We start from the raw sequence: 21,040 nt of genomic DNA on the forward strand, positions 1-21,040 counted from the left end.
ATCAGGCCACCTGCGGCAGGTCCTGCGGCCGGTCCGACAGGCTGTAGCCCACGCCGCGCACGGTGTGGATCAGCGCGGGCTCGAAGCCCTTGTCCACCTTGCCGCGCAGGCGGCTGATGTGCACGTCGATGACATTGGTCTGCGGGTCGAACCGGTAGTCCCACACCGACTCCAGCAGCATGGTTCGCGTGACGATCTGGTGCGCGTGCTGCATCAGAAAGGCCAGCAGGCGAAACTCGCGCGGCTGCAGCGCCAGCGGCTGGCCTGCGCGCTCGGCGCTGCGCGTGAGCAGGTTCAGCCGCAGGTCGGCCAGGCGCATCTCGCGCGCCGGGGCCGGGATCTGGGCGCGGCGCACCAGGGCCTCCAGGCGCGCCGAGAGTTCGGAGAAGGCAAAGGGCTTGGTCAGGTAGTCATCGCAGCCGGCCTTGAGGCCGCGCACGCGCTCGTCCGTGGCCGACAGGGCGCTGAGCACCAGCACCGGCGTCTGCTTGCCCATGGAGCGCAGCGTCTGCAGGATCTGCAGGCCGTCGAAGCCGTTGGGCAGCATGCGGTCGAGGATGATCACATCCCAGCTCTCGCCCACGGCCATGGCGATGCCCTGCACACCATCGCTGCACACCGCCACCTGCGCGCCCTGCTGGCGCAGGCCTTCGGCGATGTAGCGCGCGTTCAGCGCGTCGTCTTCGATGATGAGATAGCGGTACATGCGGGCGGCAGGGCCTGACTCGAAACTGAGGCAGACACTATACGGCGCGCCAGACTCCGCCGAGATCGGTGGGGGTGCCGGCATGTTTACCACCTCTTTTCAGCCTTGGGCTGCGCTGCGCGGCATCGCACCGCATGAAACTGGCGTGATCCGGACCAGGCACACCGCGGGGTGCCACCCAGGGTCCGACCGCCCCTCCCGCACAGCAGGAGGGGAAGGGCGTCAAGCGCCTCAGGGCGCTGCCCACATCGGCAGATCGCCGCTGGCCACGCGCACCTGCCACTCGGCCAGCATCATTTCCTTGACCAGGTCCAGGTGCTCCAGGCGGTGCTCGTTGATGGAGCCCAGCGAATCGATCAGCTCCAGGATGGAGCCCTGGCCCAGCTTGTAGGCATCCTGGGCCATCTGGTTGAGCGGCGCGATCTGGGCCAGGCCCTGCTTTTCGTAGGCGCGCACGGCATCGCGGCGCAGCTTCAGTTGCTTGATGGCGCGCTGCAGCTCGGTACGCGCCTCGATCAGCGCGGCGTCGTAGCGCAGCTGGGCCTGTTCGGCCTCCACCTGGGCACGCGCGATGGGGCCTTCGCGGCGATCGAACAGCGGCAGCTCCACCGACACGCCGATCTGGTTGTAGTTGCCGTCAAGCCGGTTGCGCACGCGCGCCACGCTCACGCTGGGCGTGGGCAGGGCTTCGCGGCGTTCCAGCTCGACCTTGTGGCGCAACTGGTCCAGCTCGGCCTGGGCGGCCACCAGGGCCGGCAGGCGCTGGCGCGCAGCTTCCCAAAGCTCCTGCTCGTGCAGCAGCTGGCCCACGGGCACGGCCTGCAGGCTGCCCGTGGCGCGCGGCGCCCATTGGGGCAGGGCGGCCAGGGCGGCGGCATGCGAGGCGGCGTCCTGCCAGTCCGACTGGGCCTGGCTGACCTGCATGACCATCTGGGCCTGCTGCAGGCTCAGGCGGGCGCCGTCATAGCGGCTGCGCGCGCCGGCCTCGATCTGGCCGCGCACGATATTGCCTGCGCCGTTCAGCGACTCCTGCGCCTCTTCCCACACCTTCAGGCGCTGCTGCGTCATCAGCAGGTCGATGAAGGCCGTGGCTGCATCGTTGAGCGTGGTGGCCACGGCCACCTCGACATTGGCACGCGCCGCCGTCTCGCCCTTGCGCGCGTTCTCCATGCGCAAACGCCGCTGGCCGAAAATGGGCAGCGGCTGCTCGATGCCCCACTGCTTCTCGCCCGGCTTGCTGCTGTACGACGCCGTGGGATTGGGAAACGCCGCCGCCGTGCGGCTGTCCGCCTGCGCAATCCCGATCTGCAGCCGCTGCGCCGCCAGCTGGGGCTGGTTGCGCACCACCATCTGCAGATACTCCTGCATCCCCACCGGCTGCTGCGGCGCAGCCGCCGGAGCCACCTCGGAGGCAGGCGCCGCAGTGATGGCCGGCGCAGCCGCCCCGCCAGGTACAGCGGGTGCAGCGGGTGCAGCCTGCTGCGCAAGCGCAGAACCCGCCCCCCAGCACAGCGCCACAGCCACAAACAGGGCCCGATAAGGTGAACGACCCGCAAAACCGGCACGGCCCAAATCAGAGACGCCAAGCAAGAGCCGCCTCGCGGCGATGGCGTCGTCCCCCTCCCGCGAAGCGAGAGAGGGGGAAGCGGCGCAGCCGCTCAGGGGGTGCTTACTCTTTTTCATCGAGTTCTTCCTGCGTCAACATGTTCTTGGGGCCCAGCAGCGCATAGAGCACGGGCAGCAGCACCAGGGCCACCAGGGGCAGCACCACCATGCCGCCCACGATCACGGAGGCGAAGGGCTTTTGCGTCTCGCTGCCCACGCCCGTGGACAGTGCCATGGGCAGCAGGCCCAGCAGCGCCAGCAGCGCCACGAGCACGATGGAGCGCATGCGCTCGGCAGCGCCCTCGACCAGGGCTTGCATCATGGGCATGCCCTGCCGTCGCAATTCCTCCACGGCCGAGATCACCAGCAGGCCGGCCAGCGCCACCTGTCCCAGCAGCGCGATGAAGCCGATGGCCGCGCTGATGGACAGCTCGATGCCCGCAAAGTGCAGGGCCGCGATGCCGCCCACCATGGTGAAGGGCGCGCACAGCAAGATGATGCCGGCGCTGCGCGCCTGGCCCAGCGCGCCGAACAGCAGGGCGTAGACGATGATCAGCGACAGCGGCACCACGATCTTCAGGCGTGCGGCCGCGCGCTGCTGGTTCTCCCACTCGCCGCCCCAGACGGCCTGGTAGCCCTCGGGGATCTTCACGTTCTTCTTGAACGTGGCCAGCGTGTCCTTGACCACGGAGCCGATGTCGCGGCCTTCCACGTTGAACTTGAGCGCCATGTAGCGCGCATTGCCTTCGCGGAAGATGGAGGAGTTGCCGATCTTGATGGCGACCTGGCCCACCGAATGCAGCGGCACCGAGCCGCCGTTGGGAAGCGGGATGGCGATGTTGCGGATGCGCTCCTCATCCATGCGGTCCACATAGGGCAGGCGCACGCGCACGGGCACGGGGTACTCGCCCTCCCACAGCGTGGTGGAGATGTTGCCGGCCAGCGCCGCCTCCAGCGTCTTTTGCGCGGTCTCCATGGCAATGCCCTGGCGCGCCAGCGACTGGCGGTCGAACTCCACGTGGACCTGGGGTGCAGGCGCATCGCGGTACAGGCCCAGATCGACCACGCCGTCGATGTCCTTCACCAGGTCCACGGTCTGCTGCAGGATGGCGCGCAGTTGCGGAATGTCGGGGCCGAAGACCTTGAGCACCACCTGGCCGCGCGCGCCGGACGTCGATTCCTCCACGCTGTCGCGGATGGGCTGGGCGAAGTTGAACGACACGCCCGGAATCTCGCTCAGCGTGGCGCGCATCTGCTCGATGAGCTGGGGCTTGGTCAGGCCCTTGCGCCATTCGCCGTGGCCCTTCAGGCGCACCAGAACCTTGGCCAGGTTCAGCGTCTCGTTGTCGGTGCCGGACTCGGGCCGGCCCTGCTCGGTGGTGACGGTGATCACCTCGGGGAAGGTCTTCAGGCGCAGGCGCACGTCGCGCAGCACTTCCTGGCCCTTTTCCAGCGAGATAGATGCCGGCATCTGCACCAGCACGTAGGCATCGCCTTCATCGAGCTCGGGCAGGAATTCCGTGCCCAGCCAGGCCGCCGACAGGCCGGCCGCCACCAGGATGGCGAGCGAGCCGACGATGACGATGACGCGGCGGCGCCCGGCACCCAGCAGGGTGCCGATCCAGTGCTGGTAGCCGTGGTGCGCGCGGTCGAAGATCTTGGGCTCTTCCACCATCACGTGCTGGGGCTTGAGGAACAGCGCGCACAGCGCCGGCACCAGGCCCATGGCGAAGACCAGGGCGCCCAGCAGCGCGAAGCTGTAGGTCATGGCCAGCGGACGGAAGATGCGGCCCTCGATGCTTTCCAGCGAGAACACGGGGATCAGCGCCGCGATCACGATGGCCATGGCGAACAGCGTGGGCTTGGCCACGGCCACGGCCGAGTCGATGATGATGTGGCGCATGTCCGCCTGCGTCTGCGGCTTGCGCAGGCGGGCGTTGCGGATGATGTTCTCGGCCAGCACCACGGCGCCGTCCACCATGATGCCGAAGTCGATGGCGCCCATGGAGATCAGGTTGGCCGGCATGCCCAGCAGATGCAGGCCGATGAAGGCCACCAGCAGCGACAGCGGGATCACCGTGGCCACGATCAGCGAGCCGCGCAGACTGCGCAGGAACAGCCACAGCACGCCCACGATCAGCGTGGCGCCGAACAGCAGGTTGTGCTGCACCGTGCCCAGCGTGTGGCCGACCAGGTCGGAGCGGTCGTAGTTGGTCTCCATGTGCATGCCCTCGGGCAGGCCGCCGTCATTGAGCGCGGCCACCTTGGCATGGATCTGGTCCAGCACCACCGAGGGGTTCTCGCCGCGCTTGAGCAGCACGATGCCCTGGACCACGTCGTCGGCATCGTCCATGCCCACCGAGCCCTGGCGCGGCGTGTGCGACTGCACCACGCGCGCCACGTCGCCAATGGTCACGGGCGCGCTGCCGCGCATGGCCACGACCACGCCCTGGATCTCCTGCGGCGTGCGCAGCAGGCCGATGCCGCGGATGATCAGCGACTGCTCGCCCCGGCGCATCAGGCCGCCGCCCACGTTGCGGTTGGACTTGGACAGGGCATCGCTCACGTCTTCCAGCGACAGTCCCAGCGCATACAGCTTCTCGGGATCCACCTCGACGTGGTACTCCTTGACGAAGCCGCCGATGCTGACCACGTCGGCCACGCCCTGCACCTGCTTGAGGGTGCGGACCACGCGCCATTCCTGCTCGGTGCGCAGCTGTGCCAGCGTGTGGCGGTCGCTCTTCAGGCGGTAGTAGAAGATCTTGCCCAGCGGCGTGTAGTCGGGCGCCATCTCGGGCGTGACGCCGTCGGGCAGATTGGCCTGGGGCAGGCGCTGCGACACCTCGGCGCGCGCATGGAAACTGTCGGCATCGTCATTGAAGACGAGGTTGATCATGGCCAGGCCGAAGTAGCTCTCCGAGCGCAGCGACACCAGGCCCGGCGTGCCGTTGAGCTCGCGCTCCAGCGGCTGGGTGATCTGGCGCTCCACCTCCTCGGGGGCCAGGCCCGGCGCCTGGGCAATCACGCCGACCTGCACATTGGTCACATCGGGATAGGCCTCGATGGCCGTGTGCAGGTATGAGTACACGCCATAGATGGCGATGATCAGGGTGGCACACAGGGCGACGAGCCGCCGGTGCACCACAAACGCTATCAGGGAACGCAGCATTGATGAGTCTCCTGGCCGCGATCAGAGCAGCTGGCTGGCTGCGCCGTCGAGCAGCAGGCCACCGCGCACGACGATCTTTTCACCCGACTTCAGGCCCGACACCACGGGCACCATGCCGCGCGAGGGCCGGCCCAGCACCACGGTGCGGGCCTCGAACTGCTGCTCGCCGGTCTGCACGAAGACGATGCTGCGGCTTTCATCCTTGATGAGCACGGCCGTCACGGGGATCAGCATCTCGTGCTCGTTGGAGACCTGCAGGCCCACGCGCGCCTGCATGCCGGAACGCAGCACGGGGTTCTGCGCATCGAGCTGCACGATGACGGAGGCACGGCGCGACTCCTTGTCCAGCGTGGCGCCCAGGTGGCGCACCGTGCCGGTCAGGGGCTTGGGCAGCTGCGGCACATCGACCTGCACAGCACTGCCCAGGCGGATGCCGGGCAGATCGCTTTCAAAGACATCGGCCACCACGTTCATGGCGGCGGGATCGCCGATCAGGAACAGCTCGCCGCTGGGCTCGACCGAGGCGCCGACCACGGCCTTGCGCTCGGCCACCACGCCGGCGCGCGGCGCACGCAGCACCAGCCGGTCGCCGCCGCCTTGCCCCAGCAGCGCCGACGTGCCCTGGGCACGCGCCAGCTCCTGGGCCGACTCGCGCAGCTTGGCCTGGGCCGCACGCAGATCCACTTCCACGCCCACGCCCTTGTCCACCATGGTCTGCTGGCGCCGCACTTCCACGGTTGCCACGTCATGCGCGCTGCGGGCAGCTTCCACCTCGTAGCGCACGCGCAGCGCCTCGGGGCTGACCAGGGTGGCCAGCTCGTCGCCGGCCTTGACGATGTCACCCACGTGGGCACGAACCGACACCACGCGCGCGGCCAGCGGCACCGAGACGGTGGCCACGCGGTCCTCGGCAAAGGCCACACGCGCGGGCGCCCAGGCCATTTGCGTGCCCTGCGGATCGGCCACCACGGCGATATCCAGCATCTTCAGCGACTCGGGCTTCACCCGCACCACGCCGGCCGGCGCGGGCGCCTGCACGGCAGGTTCGTTCTGTGCCGATGCCTTGGATGCATCGCAGCCCGCCACAAGGCAGGCCACGGCGATGACAGCGCATGCCGATGCCGCCGGAAACCGGGCTGCCTTGGGCAGGCCCGCAAATGTCTTGATCATTCTTGCCCCTTCAATCCATGCCTGGAGCGCAGGGACTGCAGCGAGCCGACCCTTGTCTCCTGAGATGAAACAGATGCTAGAAAACGCATCTTCCTGCGTGCGTGAAGCCTTCATTACCGTTTGGTAAGACATTCGCGTATCTGGGCCGGCGCCCGGGGCCGCTCCCCGGCAGGGATCGCCTGCGCTTTTTCGAGAACCAGCGCGATCCGCTGCGCCGCCGCGGACCTGCCGCCTGGCGGTGCACCAAGGCCCCAGCCGCAGCAGCCGCAGCGGCCGCAGACCTGTGGATATCCCGGGGAAAAACTTACTCTGCAAAGCCAAAGATCTGCACAGGCCCTGTTTTCCACAGTGGTGACAACTTTCACCGTCTTCTGGAAATCGCGGGAAACCTGAACCCATGAAAAACCCGTTGCAAATCAACGGTGAATGGCGACAATCACCCAATCAATCCACAAGCATGCCAACAGCATGCACACAGGATTGATCACAGGCCGAATGCCCTGGCCGCTGTGGGCAAGACTGTGGATGCGGCCACGCGCATGGCCATCAACGGCCATGGGAACAATCCAGGAACAGCCGGTGGACAGATGTCCATCCCGGTGACCGATACCCACCTGTGCACACATGCGATTGGCGGGTTCAGTGATCCATATGACGGGCAGCTTGTAGGCTGTACGGCATACGAAAAACGCGCTTTGTGCGCTGTATTTCATAAGATTTCGCATCTTATTTAATACATATCACTGTACGAATCTTTATAAACAGATGGACCAAGATGATCCATTTGGTCAAAACACGCCGAAATGCATGAAAAAAAATGGGCTGATCAGGCCCTGAAATCCTTTGATGACGTGGTCGGGGCCATCCCAGGGTTCCGAAATCGTGAGGGGCAGCGAAAAATGGCGGCCCAAATCGCGCAGACCTTCAGCCAGGCCCAGCTGGGAAAAATCGATGAGGGCGCACCGGAGCCCATCCGGTCCATTGCCGTGGTGCAGGCCGGAACGGGGGTGGGCAAATCGCTGGCGTACAGCATTCCCGCCATTTCGATGGCGCTGGCGCGCGGCACCCGGGTGCTGATTTCCACGGCCACCGTCGCCCTGCAGGAACAGCTGGTGAACAAGGATCTGCCCGCGCTGGCCCAGCAGCTGGAGCAGCCCTTCAAATTCGCGCTGGCCAAGGGGCGAGGCCGCTTTGTCTGCAAGCTCAAGCTGGAGCGGCTGGCCAGCACCGGCGAGGCCCAGGACGAGGATCTGGACGATCTGTTCGCCGAAGAAAAGGCGCAGGCCCAAAGCCGCGTGGCACGCCCGGCCCAGGAGCTGGAGGCGCGCATGCAGTTCTACAAAAGCATGGCCAACGCGCTGGCGTCCCAGGCCTGGGACGGCGACCGCGACTCTCTGGAGACCCCGCCCGAGGCCGAGGCCTGGAGCCCCGTGGCGGCCGAATCCTCGTCCTGCACCGGCAAGCACTGTCCGGCCTTCAGCAACTGCGTCTATTACGAGCGCCGCAAGGACCTGGTGGCCGCCCAGGTCATCGTGGCCAACCACGATCTGCTGCTGTCCTCCCTGGGTGCGCGGCTGCTGCCCGAGCTGGACAACTGCCTGCTGGTGCTGGACGAAGCCCACCATCTGCCCGCCACGGCGCTGGGCCAATTCGCCGGCGAGATGGACCTGAGCCGCCTGGGCTGGATAGACAAGCTGACCAGCCGCGCCCTGCGCGTGAACACTATGGTCGAGGTCGAAGAACTGGCAGACCTTCCAGCCCATGCCAGCCAGCTGCGCCAGCAGCTGCAGGAACTGGCGCGCCTGGTGATGGAGCTGTACGGCGATACGCTCAAGTCACAAAAGGACAGCTGGGGGCCGGCGCGGGTGCGCGCACCGCGAGGCATGCTGCCCGAGCCCCTGCTGGAGCCTCTGGGCAAGGCCGCTCACCATGCCAACAGCTTTTTGGATGCGCTGCGCGCCATCTCCAAGGCACTGCGCGCCGCCATCAAGGACAATCCAGAGGAAGCACGCAGGCTGTCTACAGCTTATGCACAGGTTGGCGCACTGGCTCCCCGCCTGGAATCCGTCTATGACACGGCCCAGCTGCTGATGCAGCAGCCAGCGCAGGATGACGACAGTAGCCGCGTCCCCAATGCCAAATGGTTTACGTTGGAGACAGATGGCGAGTACATCGTGGTCAAGGCCCATGCCAGCCCCATCCTGCCCGGTGCCACGCTGCGCCACCATCTGTGGTCCCAGGTGCGTGGTGCCGTGCTCACGTCGGCCACCCTGACCAGCTGTGGACAATTCGACTTCTTTTTGCGCGAGGCAGGCCTGCACGACGATGCGGCCGTGACCACGCTGGAAGTGCCCAGCCCCTTCGACTACGCGCGCCAGGGCACCCTGGTGGCGCGCGAAACCGTGGCCGACCCCAAGGAGGCCGCCCGCTTCACCCAGGAGATGGTGGACGCGCTGCTGGGCGACCTGTCCCACGTGCAGGCCGGCGCCCTGGTGCTGTTCACATCGCGCGAGCAGATGCGCCTGGCGGTGGATGCGCTGTCCACGGCCATGCGCTCGCAGGTGCTGGTGCAGACGGCCATGCCCCGCGCCCTGCTGCTGGCCCGCCACCGCGATGCCGTGGAGATGGGCGAGCCCTCCATCATCTTCGGCATGCAGTCCTTCGGCGAGGGCCTGGACCTGCCCGGCGCGCTGTGCGAGTCCCTGTTCATCACCAAGCTGCCCTTTGCCCCGCCCGATGACCCCGTGGGCGAGGCCCGGGCCGAATGGCTGCGCAGCAGCGGCCGCAACCCCTTCAATGAGCTGGTGGTGCCGGCCACGGCGATCCGCCTGGCCCAGTGGGTGGGCCGCGCCATACGCACCGAGGAAGACCAGGCCCATGTGTATTGCTATGACCGGCGCCTGGTGAACACCAGCTATGGCCAGCAGCTGCTCAAGGGCCTGCCGCCCTTTGCCTTGCAGCGCCGCCCGGCACGCTGAGCCGGACCCTGTGGAAAACATGCGAAAAACAGGCCGCGCCCTGTCGCCACTGCATTCCTTTGCATACGCAAGTCATTGATCACGGCTGATTTTTTCAATCAGCGAGCTTGCCGATTGCCCACAGGCCACTTGCACACAGCCTGTGGGCAACCGTATTTCCCGGCTCCCGCATCTCCCTGCATGCCTGTGCAGCACGGTCCCCGGATCCCGCTGGATCTCGCAGACCGTGCCTGCTCCCCGGCCCGGCCATACCCGCCATACCCCGCCAACGGGCCAGCAGAACGCCCAGGACGCGCTGGCGCGGGCAACCCAGGGCCTGACAGCTGCCAAGCCTCCACGGTCCTCTGCAGGCCGCTGAAGCGCTCGGGCTGATTCACGTCCTCTTGCCCTGGTGCGCCAGCAGCCATCACTTTTCGTGATTGCCCTTGCCTGGACTGGATCTGCTGCTCCTGATCTGGATGCGCAGTCCTCTTGCAGGCTGGCAACAAGGGGTTGAATTTTTTTGAATGGACGAACACTGCCTCTGGCGCATCCGCTTGCGTCCGCCTGGCAGGCCGCATTTTCCTGAAGTCTTCCACGTCCAGTGCACAGCCCGTTGTGGAAAAGCGCCCGTTCCACAGCGTTCCTGCGTGGCCGCGAGGAAGTCTTGTCTTCGTGCGTCTTCGTGCATACGGCCATGGCGCGCGAACCGATCCGGAATTTTTTGAACACAGGCGCGCCAATTTCGCTGGAGCAGTCCCTCGTCTGGACATGCCCAGGCTCCAGACAACCTGGCACGTCTGTTTTTTTTGAAAAACCGTTCGGCCTTCGCTTCCCGCGTGACTTCGCCTTCGGTTGTTCTTTGATCTTCTTATAAAGAATAGTCGTAGTAGTAGAGGCATGACATCTCTGTGGATAACTCACTATTCCTCAAAAAAAACAATGTCTTGCCCGATTGAAAAACATGTGATCAAAGCCCTGTTCCCGGTGTCTCTTGAACGGGGATAGTTTGCCCGTTTCGATTTTTTCTGTGGATAACTGTTGAGTTGGTCTTCATCTATCCACAGTTTTGTGCGAGGTGCATTTTTTCCTTTATTGAACTTCAAGTTATTGATCTATAAGGATTTTTTGGTTTATCAAGATGAAAAGAATGCTTGCCAGACATGGATGAGCACATGGTCTGGCAGTGCTGTGACCTGTTGACAGGCTTTTTTTTTCTGATGGATCGGCTGCCTTTTTTATCCAGAACGGTCTTGCCGCTGTGAAAAACCGCCCTTGGCTGTTATTCCTATCTCTCTTATTTTTTAATTAGTAGTAGTAGTAAGTGAAGTGCTTAATTGTTGATAACTGAATTTGTCTTATAAAAATCAACAACTTAAGACACTTCAAACCCTGTGGCGGATGCTGCTTCGCTGCTGCACCCGTTTTGGGCACAACTTTCCATGGCGCATCCTCCTTGTGGATAAGCATGGATTTACAAGATTTTTATGCCCAGGTTTTTCCACAGGGCGGCTGAGGACAAAAAAAGACCACCTCGAAGGTGGTCTTGCCGGGATCCGCAACCGTGATCAGAAATGGTGGGCGTAGCGCAGCTGCAGGAAGTTTTCGCCGGGGTTGGGTTTCTTGATGCCTGCGTTGGAATGGTGCTCCAGCCGCAGCACCAGCTCATGCTGGCCCTGGCTGCCAAACAGGTAGCCCACGCCGATATGGGTAGCGAAGTTGTAGCGCGTGGGGAATTCCTTCTCGTCCGTGACGTAGCGACGGTTCAGCGCCCAGCTCAGGCCCACGCCGGTTTCTGCAAACCAGGGCGACTGCCCGTTGCTGGGACGCCAGCGCACGGTGGGATTTACGCCGATGACCCAGGTGCCGCGATCACGACCCTCCAGCGGCGCCGACCAGCGGGCGCCCCAGACATCCCAGTAGCCGCTGAGCTGGCCGCCCCACAGCGCATGGCGCCAGTTGCGCCAGGGCACGGTGACGCCCACGGTCCAGCTGTCGGCACTGTGCTCGGCCGCGCCGTATTGCAGGTACATGGAGGGGGAGGATTCCGGCGTGGACTGCGCCTGCGCCGCCAGGGGCAGGACGGCCGCTGCACCGGCCAGCAGCACGGCGGCAAAACTTCCGGGTCGTCTTGGTCGTCCTGGTCGCTCTGGTCGCCCTGAACGTTCTGGTGGATGTTTGCGCGCCGTTGCGTGGTTCTGGCAGCTGGATGGCGTCGTTTGAGTGTTTTTGGGGGCCATGATCTTCTCCGGGGCAGCACACAATGCTGTGCCTGTTCCACTCTAGGCAGTCCGGGGAAGATCGGGGAGTCAGCAAAAAAGCCCTTGCACTGTCGGCCGCCTGACAAGGCGTCCGTGCAAGGGCTGGCGCAAGCAATCCGGCTGCCCGCTGGTGGCGGGCAGGCCGGGTGGCTGCTTACTGGGCGGGTGCCGGGGCAGGGCGGGCCTGGCCGCTCTTGTGGTCATGGCGCGGGCCGTGGTCCATGCCGTGGTGGCCGGGGTGGCCCTTGTGCAGCGTGGCGGCATCGAAGGTCTTTTGCTGGCTGGCATCCAGCTGGGCGTAGAAGGCCTTGGTGGCTTCGCCGCGGCGATCGGCATCGGCCGCGCGCTGGGCGTGCATTTCACGCATCTTGTCGATGCGCTGGGGCGTGGTCAGCTTGGCGAAGTCCTCGCGCTCCATGCGCTGGGGACGCTCGCCGGGCTTGAAGGTGGCCGCATAGGTGTTCCATGCGGTCTCCTGGGCCGGCGTGAGCTTGAGGTCGGCCTTGAGCTTGGCGATGCGCTGCTGCATGTGCTCTCGGCGTTCGCCAGGCTTGTGCATGGGACGTTCGGGCTTGGGCGTGGTGGCTGCAGCCGGTGCTGCCGGCGCGGCGGTCTGGGCGTACGAGGGCAGGGCGAACGATGCCAGCAAGGCGGTGGCAGCGGCGGCGCTGGCGAGGGTGCGGCGGAAGGTGGTGGTCATTCCAAAATCCTTTCTGGAGAGGGTGACTGAAGGCCGCCGTCAAGGCACTTGGCGAGCCCTGTGCAGCGGATGATTGAAGTGTGGTCGTCCGATGTATCGGGGCAGTGAGGTTTTGCGCACGGCTTGTAAAGAATTGACAAGCTTGTGCAGCGCCGTCCGGTGCCAGGCATGCACAATGACCGGGCGGGGCGCCAAGGCATGGCGCCCCTGCTGTTTTTTCTGTTTTCTCCCTCTGGATGGAGGCGGCGCAGCCCGGTGTTGCACACCCCTGCTGCGGCGCAGCCGCAGTCCGTCCGAGCAAAGGTTCGCTATGTTCAAAAACATGATCGTCTATCGCATTGCCGAGAGCTGGCAGGGCGATTTGCAGCAGCTTGAAGAAGCCCTGGGCAAGAGCCCGTTTGCCGAGTGCGGCGCCACGCAGGAGCGCAGCGCCGGCTGGGTGCCGCCGCGCGGCGAGCCCCATGGCCCGCTGGCCGAGTCCGTGGCCAATCAGTGGGTGATGCGCTTCATGACCGAGGCCAAGATGCTGCCGGCCAGCGTGCTCAACCGCCGCGTCAACGAAAAGGCTGCCCACATCGAGGCCACCGAAGGCCGCAAGCCCGGCAAGAAGGAAAAGAAGGAACTCAAGGACGAGGCCAAGCTGGACCTGCTGCCCATGGCCTTCACCAAGCAGGGCGCCATGTGGGTCTGGCTGGACCCGCAGGCCCGCACCCTGGTGCTGGACACCGGCAGCCAGGCGCGCGCCGACGAGGTGGTCAGCTCGCTGGTGGAGGGCCTCACAGGCTTTGCGCTGGCCCTGGTCGATACGCAGACCAGCGCCCAGGCCGCCATGGCGCACTGGCTGACCACGCAGGAAAGCCCGGCCGGCTTCTCGATTGACCGTGAATGCGAGCTCAAGGCCGCCGACGAATCCAAGGCCGTGGTGCGCTATGCGCGCCATCCGCTGGACATCGACGAGGTGCGCCAGCACATCGAGCACGGCAAGCTGCCCACGCGCCTGGCGCTGACCTGGGATGACCGCGTGAGCTTTGTGCTGACGGAGGGTCTGCAGATCCGCAAGATCGCGCTGCTCGATGCCGTGATGGAAGGCCAGTCGCAGGACGACGGCGGCTTCGATGCCGATGTGGCGATTGCCACGGGCGAGCTGTCCAGGCTTATCCCCGATCTGATCGAGGCACTGGGCGGGGAAGGGCGCACGGGCCTGGGCCAGGATCTGCCGGCATCGCTGCAGACACCCGCTGCCCAGACTCCTACAGCGACACAAGCGGCACCGCGTGCAGCGGCCTCGGGCCGTGGTGCGCTGACGGGGCCGGTCCTGGCGCCCGTGGATACGGCGCCTGAAGAAGCGCCTTTCTAAGCCGGCAGGCGGCTGCGGTGGCGATGTTTCATGTGAAACATCGCCACGCCCAGGCGGCGCTCAGACTCTTTCAAAGATGGCCGAGATCCCTTGGCCGCCACCAATGCACATGGTCACCAGCGCATAGCGGCCGCCCGTGCGCTGCAGCTCGGCGATGGCCTTGGTGGTGATGATGGCGCCCGTGGCGCCCACGGGGTGGCCCAGCGAGATGCCCGAGCCGTTGGGGTTGACCTTGGCCGGGTCCATGCCCAGCTGCTGGATCACGGCGCAGGCCTGGGCCGCGAAGGCCTCGTTGGCCTCGATCACGTCCATGTCTGCAATCTTCAGGCCCGTGCGCTGCAGCACCTTCTGCGTGGCCGGCACGGGGCCTATGCCCATGTAGGCGGGGTCCACGCCGGCATGGGCGTAGCCCACCAGGCGCGCCAGCGGCTTCAGTCCCAGGGCCGCCACGCGATCGCCTGCGGCCAGGGCCACGGCGGCGGCGCCGTCGTTGATGCCCGAGGCATTGCCGGCCGTCACGCTGCCGCCTTCCTTGCGGAACGCGGGCTTCATGGTGGACAGCAATTCGATGGTGGTGCTGGCGCGCACATGCTCGTCGGTGTCGAAGACCACGACGCCCTTGCGCGTGGCGATTTCCACGGGAACGATCTGCTCCTTGAAGTGGCCTGCCGCAATGGCAGCGGCCGCGCGCTGGTGGCTGGCTGCCGCCAGTTCGTCCTGCATTTCGCGGCTGATGTGGTAGCGCTCGGCCACGTTTTCGGCCGTGATGCCCATGTGCATCTTCTGCCAGGGGTCGTGCAGGATGCCCAGCATGTAGTCGATGCTCTTGGCGTCGCCCATGCGCGCGCCCCAGCGGGCGGCCTGGTCGAAGTAGGGGCCGCGGCTCATGGACTCGCTGCCGCCGCCGATGGCCACGTCGCAGTCGCCCAGCGCAATGGCCTGGGCGGCAGAGACGATGGCCTGCAGGCCGGAGCCGCACAGCCGGTTGACGTTGAAGGCCGGCGTCTCGATGGGGCAGCCCGCATCGATGGCGGCCACGCGCGAGAGGTAGGCGTCCTTGGTATCGGTGGGGATCACATTGCCCATGACCACGTGGCCGACGGCGTCGGGCGCCAGGCCCGCGCGCTCGATGGCCGCCTTGACTGCCGTGGTGGCCAGCTGGGTGTTGGGTACGTCCTTGAGGCTGCCGCCGAAGGTGCCGATGGCGGTGCGCGCAGTGCCGACGACGAAGACGTCGCGTGGGGTCATGGTGAAGCTCCTCGAAGCGATGAACACGGGGGATGGAGTGCATTGTGCCGGGCAGGCGGCAGGCAGCGCAGCCGCCTCGGCGTCAGTTCCGGGCGCAGGTCAACGTCCCTCGAATTGCGGCGTCTGCTTGGCGTGGAACGCCGCAATGCCGCGCGGCAGGTCGGCCGTGCGCGCACAGGCATCGAAGGCGCAGGCCTCGGCGGCCAGCTGGTCGCGTAGGCTGCGGTCCAGGCCCGCGCGCATGAGGCGGCGCATATGGCCCAGCGCCACCGTGGGGCCGGCGGCCAGGCGCTGGGCCAGCTGCTGCACGGCGGCGTCGAGTTCGGCGGGCGGCAGGACGCGGTTGATGAGGCTCAGGCGCTGCGCTTGGGCGCAGTCCAGGGTCTCGCCCAGCATGGCGATCTCCAGCGCGTTGCGCAGGCCCACGATGCGCGGCAGCGCCCAGGAGGCTCCCACGTCGCAGCTGGCGCCCAGGTTGATGTAGGCCAGGTTGAAGCGCGTGCCCTCGGCCGCGTAGACGAAGTCGGCCTGCAGCATCAGCGACAGGCCGGCGCCTGCCGCCGCGCCATGCACCTTGGCGATGACGGGTGCATCGAGCTGGCCCAGCAGCGCCACGGCCTCGTTGAGCGGCGCCAGCAGCTCGGCCGCGCCGCGCACGGGGTCGGCGGCCAGCGTGTCCAGGTCGCCGCCCGCCATGAAGGCGCGGCCCGCGCCGTTCAGCACCACGCAGCGCAGCGCGCGGTCCTGGGCCAGGGTGCGCACGGCATCGCGCAGTGCCAACGCCATGGGCACGTCGATGGCGTTGAGGGCGGCGGGGCGGTGGAAGGTCAGCGTGGCGATGGCGCCTTCGCGGTGCAGCAGCAGCGGGGTGTCTTGCGTGTCGGTCATGGGAGCGGATCAGTGGTACAGGGCGTCGATTTCGGCGGCGTAGGTCTTGTAGATGGACGAGCGGCGCACCTTCATCGTGGCCGTGACTTCGCCATCGTCGTGGTCCAGTTCCTTGGTCAGCAGATGGAAGCGCCGCACATGCGAGACCTGGGCCAGGCGCGCATTGCCCTGCGCGATCTCGGCATCGATCAGCGCGCGCACCTCGGCCATCTCGGCCAGGGAGCGGAAATGCGTGAAGGGAATGCGCCGCGCCTGGGCCCATTGGCCCACGGTCTCGTAGTCGATCTGCACCAGCGCGCCCACGAACTTGCGGCCCTCGGCCACGACGATGCACTCCTTGATGAAGGGGCTGGCCTTCATGGTGTTCTCGATCTCCGAGGGCGTGAGGTTCTTGCCGCCGGCGGTGATCATGATGTCCTTGAGGCGGTCCACGATGCGCAGCTGGCCACCCTGCACGCGCACCACGTCGCCCGTGTGCAGCCAGCCGTCCTGCAGGCTTTGCGCCGTGGCCTCGGGGTTCTTGTAGTAGCCCGCGAAGACCATGTCGCCCTTGATCTGCAGTTCGCCGCTGTCGTCACCCTCGTGGCCCGCGCTGCTGCCGAGGCTGGCAATGCGCCATTGCACGCCTTCGGTGGCCACGCCCACGCTGCCCACGGACACGTCGTCCAGCCGGTGGCCCGTGACCATGCCCGTGGATTCGGTCAGGCCGTAGACCTCGATCAGCGGCACGCCCAGCGTGCGGAAAAAGCGCACCACGTCGGGTGGTATGGGCGCGGCGCCGGTGAGTGCCACGCGCGCCTCGCGCAGGCCGATGAAGTTCTGCAGCGCGCGCAGCACGCTCCAGTAGCTGGCGGCCCAGGTGAGGTGCTCGGCCAGGCTCCATTGCCTGCGGGGCTTTTCGGCCAGCGGCGCGCAGGCCGCCATGGCGCGCCGGTAGAGCGCGCGGCGCAGCGGCCCGGTCTCCTGCATCTTGATGCTGATGGCCGCGTGCAGCTTCTCCCAGATGCGCGGCACGCCCAGGAACATGTTGGGCGCGACTTCGCGCAGGTCTTCCTGCACCGTGCGGATGGACTCGCCGAAGTGCACCTGCGAGCCCAGGTAGACCGGCACGAAGCTGGTCAGCATCTGCTCGGCCACGTGGCACAGCGGCAGGTAGGACAGGTGGCGCGTGCCGCCGTCCAGCCCCAGCCGCTCGGCAATGCCGGGCACCACGCCGCGGATGTTGCGGTAGGTGATCATGGCGCCCTTGGGCTTGCCGGTGGAGCCCGAGGTGTAGATCATCAGCCCCACGTCATCCAGCGTCTGGCGTGCCAGCGCCTCTTCGATGGGGGCGCGGCTGGCGGCCTGGGCGCCCAGGCGCTCGACCTCGTCGAAGGTGGCGATCAGGGCGCGGACCTCGGGCGCGAAGCTGCGCAGGCCCTTGGTCTCCATGACGATGATCTTCTTCAGGCGCGGCAGCTGGGGCAGAGCGGCCAGCAGCTTGTCGGTCTGCTCCTGGTCCTCGCAGACCATGATGTCCACATCGGCATGGCCCGCCACATAGGCGACCTCGGGCGTGGGACTGGTGGGGTACACGCCCACGGTGATGGCGCCGATCAGGCCCGCGCCCATCTGGGCCAGCACCCACTCGATGCGGTTCTCGGAGATCACGCCCATGTGGCCGCCTGGCGGCAGGCCCAGCTGTGCCAGGCCCAGCCCGAAGTGGCTGGCACGCTCGTGGTAGCGCGCCCAGCTGGTGGGCTTCCAGATGCCGAAGTCCTTTTGCCGTATGGCCACGCGCTGGGCATCGCTGCGCGCGCGTTCGGCCAGCATCTGGGGCAGGGTGAGTTCGGGAAGGGCTTGCATGTGCGCTCCCAGGCTAGGACAACCAGCGCTTGCGGCGCTTGTAGTGCTTCAGATCTCGGAAGCTCTTCGCCTCGCCGCTGCCACCCATGCCCAGGTAGAACTCGCGCACGTCGGCATCCTGGGCCAGGCGTTCGGCCGGGCCGTCGATGACGATCTTGCCGTTCTCCATGATGTAGCCGCTGTGCGCCACGGCCAGGGCCACGGTGGCGTTCTGCTCGACCAGCAGCATGGAGGTGCCGCGCTCGGCATTGATGCGCGCGATGATGGTGAAGATGTCCTCCACCAGCTTCGGAGCCAGACCCAGCGAGGGCTCGTCCAGCAGCATGAGCTGGGGCTCGGCGATCAGCGCGCGGCCAATGGCCAGCATCTGCTGCTCGCCGCCCGACAGATAGCCGGCCAGGCCTTTGCGTCGCTCATGCAGGCGCGGGAAGTAGCTGTAGACCAGGTCGAAGTCGGGCTTGACTTGATTGCGGCCCGTGAGCGCGTAGGTGGCGGCCACGAGGTTTTCCTCCACCGTGAGGTCCTCGAACACGCGCCGGCCCTCCATCACATGCGACAGCCCCAGGCGCACCAGCTGCTGGGGCGCGTACTGCGCGGTGGACTGGCCGTTGTAGCGCACGCTTCCGCTGGCCAGCAGGCCGTCCTCCAGCGCCAGCAGCCCCGAGACGGCCTTGAGCGTGGTGCTCTTGCCCGCGCCGTTGCTGCCCAGCAGGGCCACGATCTGGCCGCGCGGCACGGCCAGCGACAGGCCCCGCAGGGCCTGCACGACCTTGTTGTAGATGACCTCGATGTTGTTGATTTCGAGGACCTTGTCCGTGGGCTGCTCGGTCATGTGCGGGCGTCTGTTCGGACGACGGTCAAAGTGCGATCCAGTCGGACGCTGGGAGCATCTTCTGCGCCTTCATGTCCGCCTTGTAGACGCGGCCCACGGGAATCGAATTGCCCTTGATGGTGATGGGCACGCCGATCAGTCCGCCCGTGTCGAAGTCCTTGATGGAATTGAGCGCGGCCTTGAGGTTGGGGCCGGTGAGCGGCTTGCCCGCGTCCAGGCAGCGCCTGGCCGATTCCACGAACAGCATGGCCGCCAGGAAGCCCTGGATATAGGCCGTGCTCTGGTACTCGGGGCGCAGCGCGCGGATCTTGTCCAGCATGGGCGCCTTGGCCGAGGTGTCGTAGTAGTAGCGGTAGGGCATGACGCCCATGAAGCCGTCGCCGGCCTCGCCCATCTTCATGACGGTGGAGCTGTCCATGGTCCAGAAGGTGCCCATCCATTGGCTGGTCATGCCCATCTGCTTGCCCTGCTGGATGAACTCGGGAATGGGCGCGAGGATGTAGCCGTGGAAGATGGTGTAGTCGGGCGCGGCGCGGCGCAGCTTGATGACTTCGGTGGACACGTCCACGCTGCCGGGCGGTGTCATCAGCTTGGCCACCACGTTCAGGCCCAGCTTCTTGGCGGCCGCCTCGCTGGCCTCGATGGGGTCGCGGCCGAATTCGGAGTCGGAGTAGACGAAGGCCACCTTGGCGCCCGGTTTTTCCTTGGCGATGTGCTTGAGCAGGATGCCGAACATCTCCGTGTAGTCGGGCCCCACGAGGAACTGGTTCGGGTACTTGGCCGGGTTGTTGAGCTCGGTGGCGAAGGAGGCGCCCGCCATGAGGATGGAGCCGTTGCGGTCCAGCTCCGGGTTGATGGTCTTGGAAAAGCCCGTGGAGTCTCCGTAGTAGAGGTTGACCTTGTTCTGGCTGGTGATCTTCTTGAACGCGGCCACCGAGACATCGACCTTGTAGCCTGTGTCCTCGGGCACGTAGCGGATCTTGCGGCCCTTGATGCCGCCTGCCTCGTTGACCATCTTCACGTAGTCGCCCATGCCGGCATTGATGCCCACGCCCGCGAAGGCGAACACGCCCGTCATGGGGATGGAGCCGCCGATCACGATGTCTTCGCCGCCAGCCTGGGCGCGGGCGGCCAGCGGTGCGGCCAGGCTGGCGCCGGCCGCCAGCAGCAGGCTGCGGCGGCGCGAGGAGGTCGGGTGTTGCTGCATTGCTTGTCTCCTTTTGCTTGTCGTGCGCGGCGCCGCCTCAATTGCGGAAGGGCCACAGGTGGAAGAAGCGGCGCAGGCGCCGCCCCATTTCTGCGAGCCCCTGCGGCTCGAAGACCAGAAAGACGATGATCAGCAGCCCGAACACCATGGTGCGCACGGGCGACAGGAAGACGGCCAGCTCGGAGCCGCCGGGCAGCAGGTCCACGATGAGCTTGAGCAGCTCCGGGACCATGGTCATGAAGACCGCGCCCAGGATGCCGCCCAGGATGGAGCCCATGCCGCCGACGATGATGGCCGCCAGAAAGAAGATGGACATCAAGAGCGGAAAGCTCTCGGGCGTGACCACGCGAAAGAAGTACGCCCACAGCCCGCCCGCCACGCCCGCGTAGAACGAGGACAGCCCGAACGACAGCAGCTTGTAGCGCAGCAGCGGTATGCCCAGGACCTCGGCCGAGATGTCGCGGTCGCGGATGGCGATGAAGGCGCGGCCTATGCGCGTGCGAAACAGGTTGGCCGCGCCCAGCAGCATCAGCAGCGTGACGGGCACGATCACCCAGTACAGCCGGAACGAGGTGTCCAGCGCCACGCCGAACACCGTGGCCGGCTGCAGCGTCAGGCCCGCCGTGCCGCCCGTGAGCCTGAGGTTGGCGAACAGGAAATGGGCGATGAACGAGGCCGCGATGGTGGCAATCGCCAGGTACAGGCCCTTGACGCGCAGCGAGGGCAGGCCCACCACGATGCCGCCCAGCATGGCCACCAAGCCGCCAGCCAACAGGTTGAACAGCACGGGCGTGCCCCAGCGCGCCTGCACGATGGCCACCGTGTAGGCGCCCAGTCCCATGAAGGCGGCCTGGCCCAGGCTTACCAGGCCCGTGTAGCCGGTGAGGATGTTCAGCCCCGTGGCGCCGGCCACGTTGATGCTGACCAGGCAGGCCAGGTACAGCCAGTAGTCGCTGGCCATGAAGGGGAACAGCAGCAGCAGCGCGCCGGCCATGGCCAGCCAGATGCGTTGCGTGCGGGAGTCGAACAGCGCCGCATCGGCGATGTAGCTTTCCTTGAGGGTGCCTATGCGCATGCTGCCGTCTTTCTGAAGCT

General features: G+C 66.4%; 15 protein-coding genes. 2 read left to right on the forward strand and 13 right to left on the reverse strand.

Annotation, left to right across the window (positions count from 1 at the left end):
• Nucleotide 1: 1 nt before the first annotated feature.
• The 5 genes from DELCS14_RS00080 to DELCS14_RS30325 all read right to left on the reverse strand — a co-directional run bounded on the left by DELCS14_RS00080 (nucleotide 2) and on the right by DELCS14_RS30325 (nucleotide 7,363).
• On the reverse strand, nucleotides 2-706 hold the full coding sequence (locus DELCS14_RS00080) for a response regulator transcription factor (protein ID WP_017407046.1): 705 nt from the start codon (nucleotides 704-706) through the stop codon (nucleotides 2-4).
• A gap of 231 nt (nucleotides 707-937) precedes the next feature.
• Complete coding sequence (locus DELCS14_RS00085; protein WP_228676833.1) at nucleotides 938-2,074, reverse strand: TolC family protein; 1,137 nt, start codon at nucleotides 2,072-2,074, stop codon at nucleotides 938-940.
• A gap of 301 nt (nucleotides 2,075-2,375) precedes the next feature.
• Nucleotides 2,376-5,480, reverse strand: coding sequence for a CusA/CzcA family heavy metal efflux RND transporter (locus DELCS14_RS00090; protein ID WP_013799936.1), 3,105 nt, complete (start codon nucleotides 5,478-5,480; stop codon nucleotides 2,376-2,378).
• A gap of 21 nt (nucleotides 5,481-5,501) precedes the next feature.
• Nucleotides 5,502-6,650, reverse strand: a complete 1,149-nt coding sequence (locus tag DELCS14_RS00095) for an efflux RND transporter periplasmic adaptor subunit (RefSeq protein ID WP_013799937.1) — start codon at nucleotides 6,648-6,650, stop codon at nucleotides 5,502-5,504.
• 416 nt (nucleotides 6,651-7,066) lie between these two features.
• Entirely contained in the window at nucleotides 7,067-7,363 is a 297-nt protein-coding gene (locus DELCS14_RS30325) for a hypothetical protein (RefSeq protein WP_157158226.1), read from the reverse strand.
• A gap of 90 nt (nucleotides 7,364-7,453) precedes the next feature.
• Between DELCS14_RS30325 and dinG the strand changes: the two genes are divergently transcribed.
• Nucleotides 7,454-9,628 (forward strand): ATP-dependent DNA helicase DinG, encoded by a 2,175-nt coding sequence (gene dinG / locus DELCS14_RS00100; protein WP_013799938.1) that lies wholly within the window; start codon nucleotides 7,454-7,456, stop codon nucleotides 9,626-9,628.
• Nucleotides 9,629-11,175: 1,547 nt separating this feature from the next.
• On the opposite strand, the gene DELCS14_RS00105 is transcribed toward dinG, so the two are convergent.
• Both DELCS14_RS00105 and DELCS14_RS00110 read right to left on the reverse strand, forming a co-directional pair.
• Nucleotides 11,176-11,847 carry an acyloxyacyl hydrolase gene (locus tag DELCS14_RS00105; protein ID WP_043795634.1) on the reverse strand — a complete coding sequence of 224 codons (672 nt, stop codon included), beginning with the start codon at nucleotides 11,845-11,847 and terminating at the stop codon, nucleotides 11,176-11,178.
• 175 nt (nucleotides 11,848-12,022) lie between these two features.
• Nucleotides 12,023-12,568 carry a Spy/CpxP family protein refolding chaperone gene (locus tag DELCS14_RS00110; RefSeq protein WP_013799941.1) on the reverse strand — a complete coding sequence of 182 codons (546 nt, stop codon included), beginning with the start codon at nucleotides 12,566-12,568 and terminating at the stop codon, nucleotides 12,023-12,025.
• A 310-nt stretch (nucleotides 12,569-12,878) separates the two neighbouring features.
• On the opposite strand from DELCS14_RS00110, the gene DELCS14_RS00115 reads away from it, so the two are divergent.
• Nucleotides 12,879-13,925, forward strand: a complete 1,047-nt coding sequence (locus DELCS14_RS00115) for a recombination-associated protein RdgC (RefSeq protein WP_013799942.1) — start codon at nucleotides 12,879-12,881, stop codon at nucleotides 13,923-13,925.
• Between the two features lie 60 nt (nucleotides 13,926-13,985).
• Here the strand turns inward: DELCS14_RS00115 and DELCS14_RS00120 are convergent, their stop codons facing one another.
• The 6 genes from DELCS14_RS00120 to DELCS14_RS00145 all read right to left on the reverse strand — a co-directional run bounded on the left by DELCS14_RS00120 (nucleotide 13,986) and on the right by DELCS14_RS00145 (nucleotide 21,020).
• Nucleotides 13,986-15,173: an acetyl-CoA C-acyltransferase family protein gene (locus DELCS14_RS00120; protein ID WP_013799943.1), complete on the reverse strand. Its 1,188-nt coding sequence runs from the start codon at nucleotides 15,171-15,173 to the stop codon at nucleotides 13,986-13,988.
• Between the two features lie 99 nt (nucleotides 15,174-15,272).
• Nucleotides 15,273-16,061, reverse strand: coding sequence for an enoyl-CoA hydratase-related protein (locus DELCS14_RS00125; protein WP_013799944.1), 789 nt, complete (start codon nucleotides 16,059-16,061; stop codon nucleotides 15,273-15,275).
• A gap of 9 nt (nucleotides 16,062-16,070) precedes the next feature.
• Nucleotides 16,071-17,906: an AMP-binding protein gene (locus DELCS14_RS00130; protein ID WP_013799945.1), complete on the reverse strand. Its 1,836-nt coding sequence runs from the start codon at nucleotides 17,904-17,906 to the stop codon at nucleotides 16,071-16,073.
• Nucleotides 17,907-17,919: 13 nt separating this feature from the next.
• Entirely contained in the window at nucleotides 17,920-18,738 is an 819-nt protein-coding gene (locus DELCS14_RS00135) for an ABC transporter ATP-binding protein (RefSeq protein WP_013799946.1), read from the reverse strand.
• Between the two features lie 25 nt (nucleotides 18,739-18,763).
• Nucleotides 18,764-19,945 carry an ABC transporter substrate-binding protein gene (locus tag DELCS14_RS00140; RefSeq protein WP_013799947.1) on the reverse strand — a complete coding sequence of 394 codons (1,182 nt, stop codon included), beginning with the start codon at nucleotides 19,943-19,945 and terminating at the stop codon, nucleotides 18,764-18,766.
• 37 nt (nucleotides 19,946-19,982) lie between these two features.
• A complete protein-coding gene (locus tag DELCS14_RS00145; protein WP_013799948.1) occupies nucleotides 19,983-21,020 on the reverse strand; it encodes a branched-chain amino acid ABC transporter permease in 1,038 nt (345 codons plus the stop codon).
• Nucleotides 21,021-21,040: the final 20 nt, after the last annotated feature.

Source organism: Delftia sp. Cs1-4 (assembly GCF_000214395.1).
Classification (GTDB): domain Bacteria; phylum Pseudomonadota; class Gammaproteobacteria; order Burkholderiales; family Burkholderiaceae_C; genus Comamonas; species Comamonas acidovorans.

Coding starts and splice junctions, on each gene's coding strand:
- dinG (WP_013799938.1), top strand. CDS start 7,454: ATGCATGAAAAAAAATGGGCTGATCAGGCCCTGAAATCCTTTGATGAC.
- DELCS14_RS00140 (WP_013799947.1), bottom strand. CDS start 19,945: ATGCAGCAACACCCGACCTCCTCGCGCCGCCGCAGCCTGCTGCTGGCG.
- DELCS14_RS00085 (WP_228676833.1), bottom strand. CDS start 2,074: ATGCAGGAGTATCTGCAGATGGTGGTGCGCAACCAGCCCCAGCTGGCG.
- DELCS14_RS00095 (WP_013799937.1), bottom strand. CDS start 6,650: ATGATCAAGACATTTGCGGGCCTGCCCAAGGCAGCCCGGTTTCCGGCG.
- DELCS14_RS00080 (WP_017407046.1), bottom strand. CDS start 706: ATGTACCGCTATCTCATCATCGAAGACGACGCGCTGAACGCGCGCTAC.
- DELCS14_RS00135 (WP_013799946.1), bottom strand. CDS start 18,738: ATGACCGAGCAGCCCACGGACAAGGTCCTCGAAATCAACAACATCGAG.
- DELCS14_RS00120 (WP_013799943.1), bottom strand. CDS start 15,173: ATGACCCCACGCGACGTCTTCGTCGTCGGCACTGCGCGCACCGCCATC.
- DELCS14_RS00110 (WP_013799941.1), bottom strand. CDS start 12,568: ATGACCACCACCTTCCGCCGCACCCTCGCCAGCGCCGCCGCTGCCACC.
- DELCS14_RS00145 (WP_013799948.1), bottom strand. CDS start 21,020: ATGCGCATAGGCACCCTCAAGGAAAGCTACATCGCCGATGCGGCGCTG.
- DELCS14_RS00115 (WP_013799942.1), top strand. CDS start 12,879: ATGTTCAAAAACATGATCGTCTATCGCATTGCCGAGAGCTGGCAGGGC.
- DELCS14_RS00090 (WP_013799936.1), bottom strand. CDS start 5,480: ATGCTGCGTTCCCTGATAGCGTTTGTGGTGCACCGGCGGCTCGTCGCC.
- DELCS14_RS00125 (WP_013799944.1), bottom strand. CDS start 16,061: ATGACCGACACGCAAGACACCCCGCTGCTGCTGCACCGCGAAGGCGCC.
- DELCS14_RS30325 (WP_157158226.1), bottom strand. CDS start 7,363: ATGAAATACAGCGCACAAAGCGCGTTTTTCGTATGCCGTACAGCCTAC.
- DELCS14_RS00130 (WP_013799945.1), bottom strand. CDS start 17,906: ATGCAAGCCCTTCCCGAACTCACCCTGCCCCAGATGCTGGCCGAACGC.
- DELCS14_RS00105 (WP_043795634.1), bottom strand. CDS start 11,847: ATGGCCCCCAAAAACACTCAAACGACGCCATCCAGCTGCCAGAACCAC.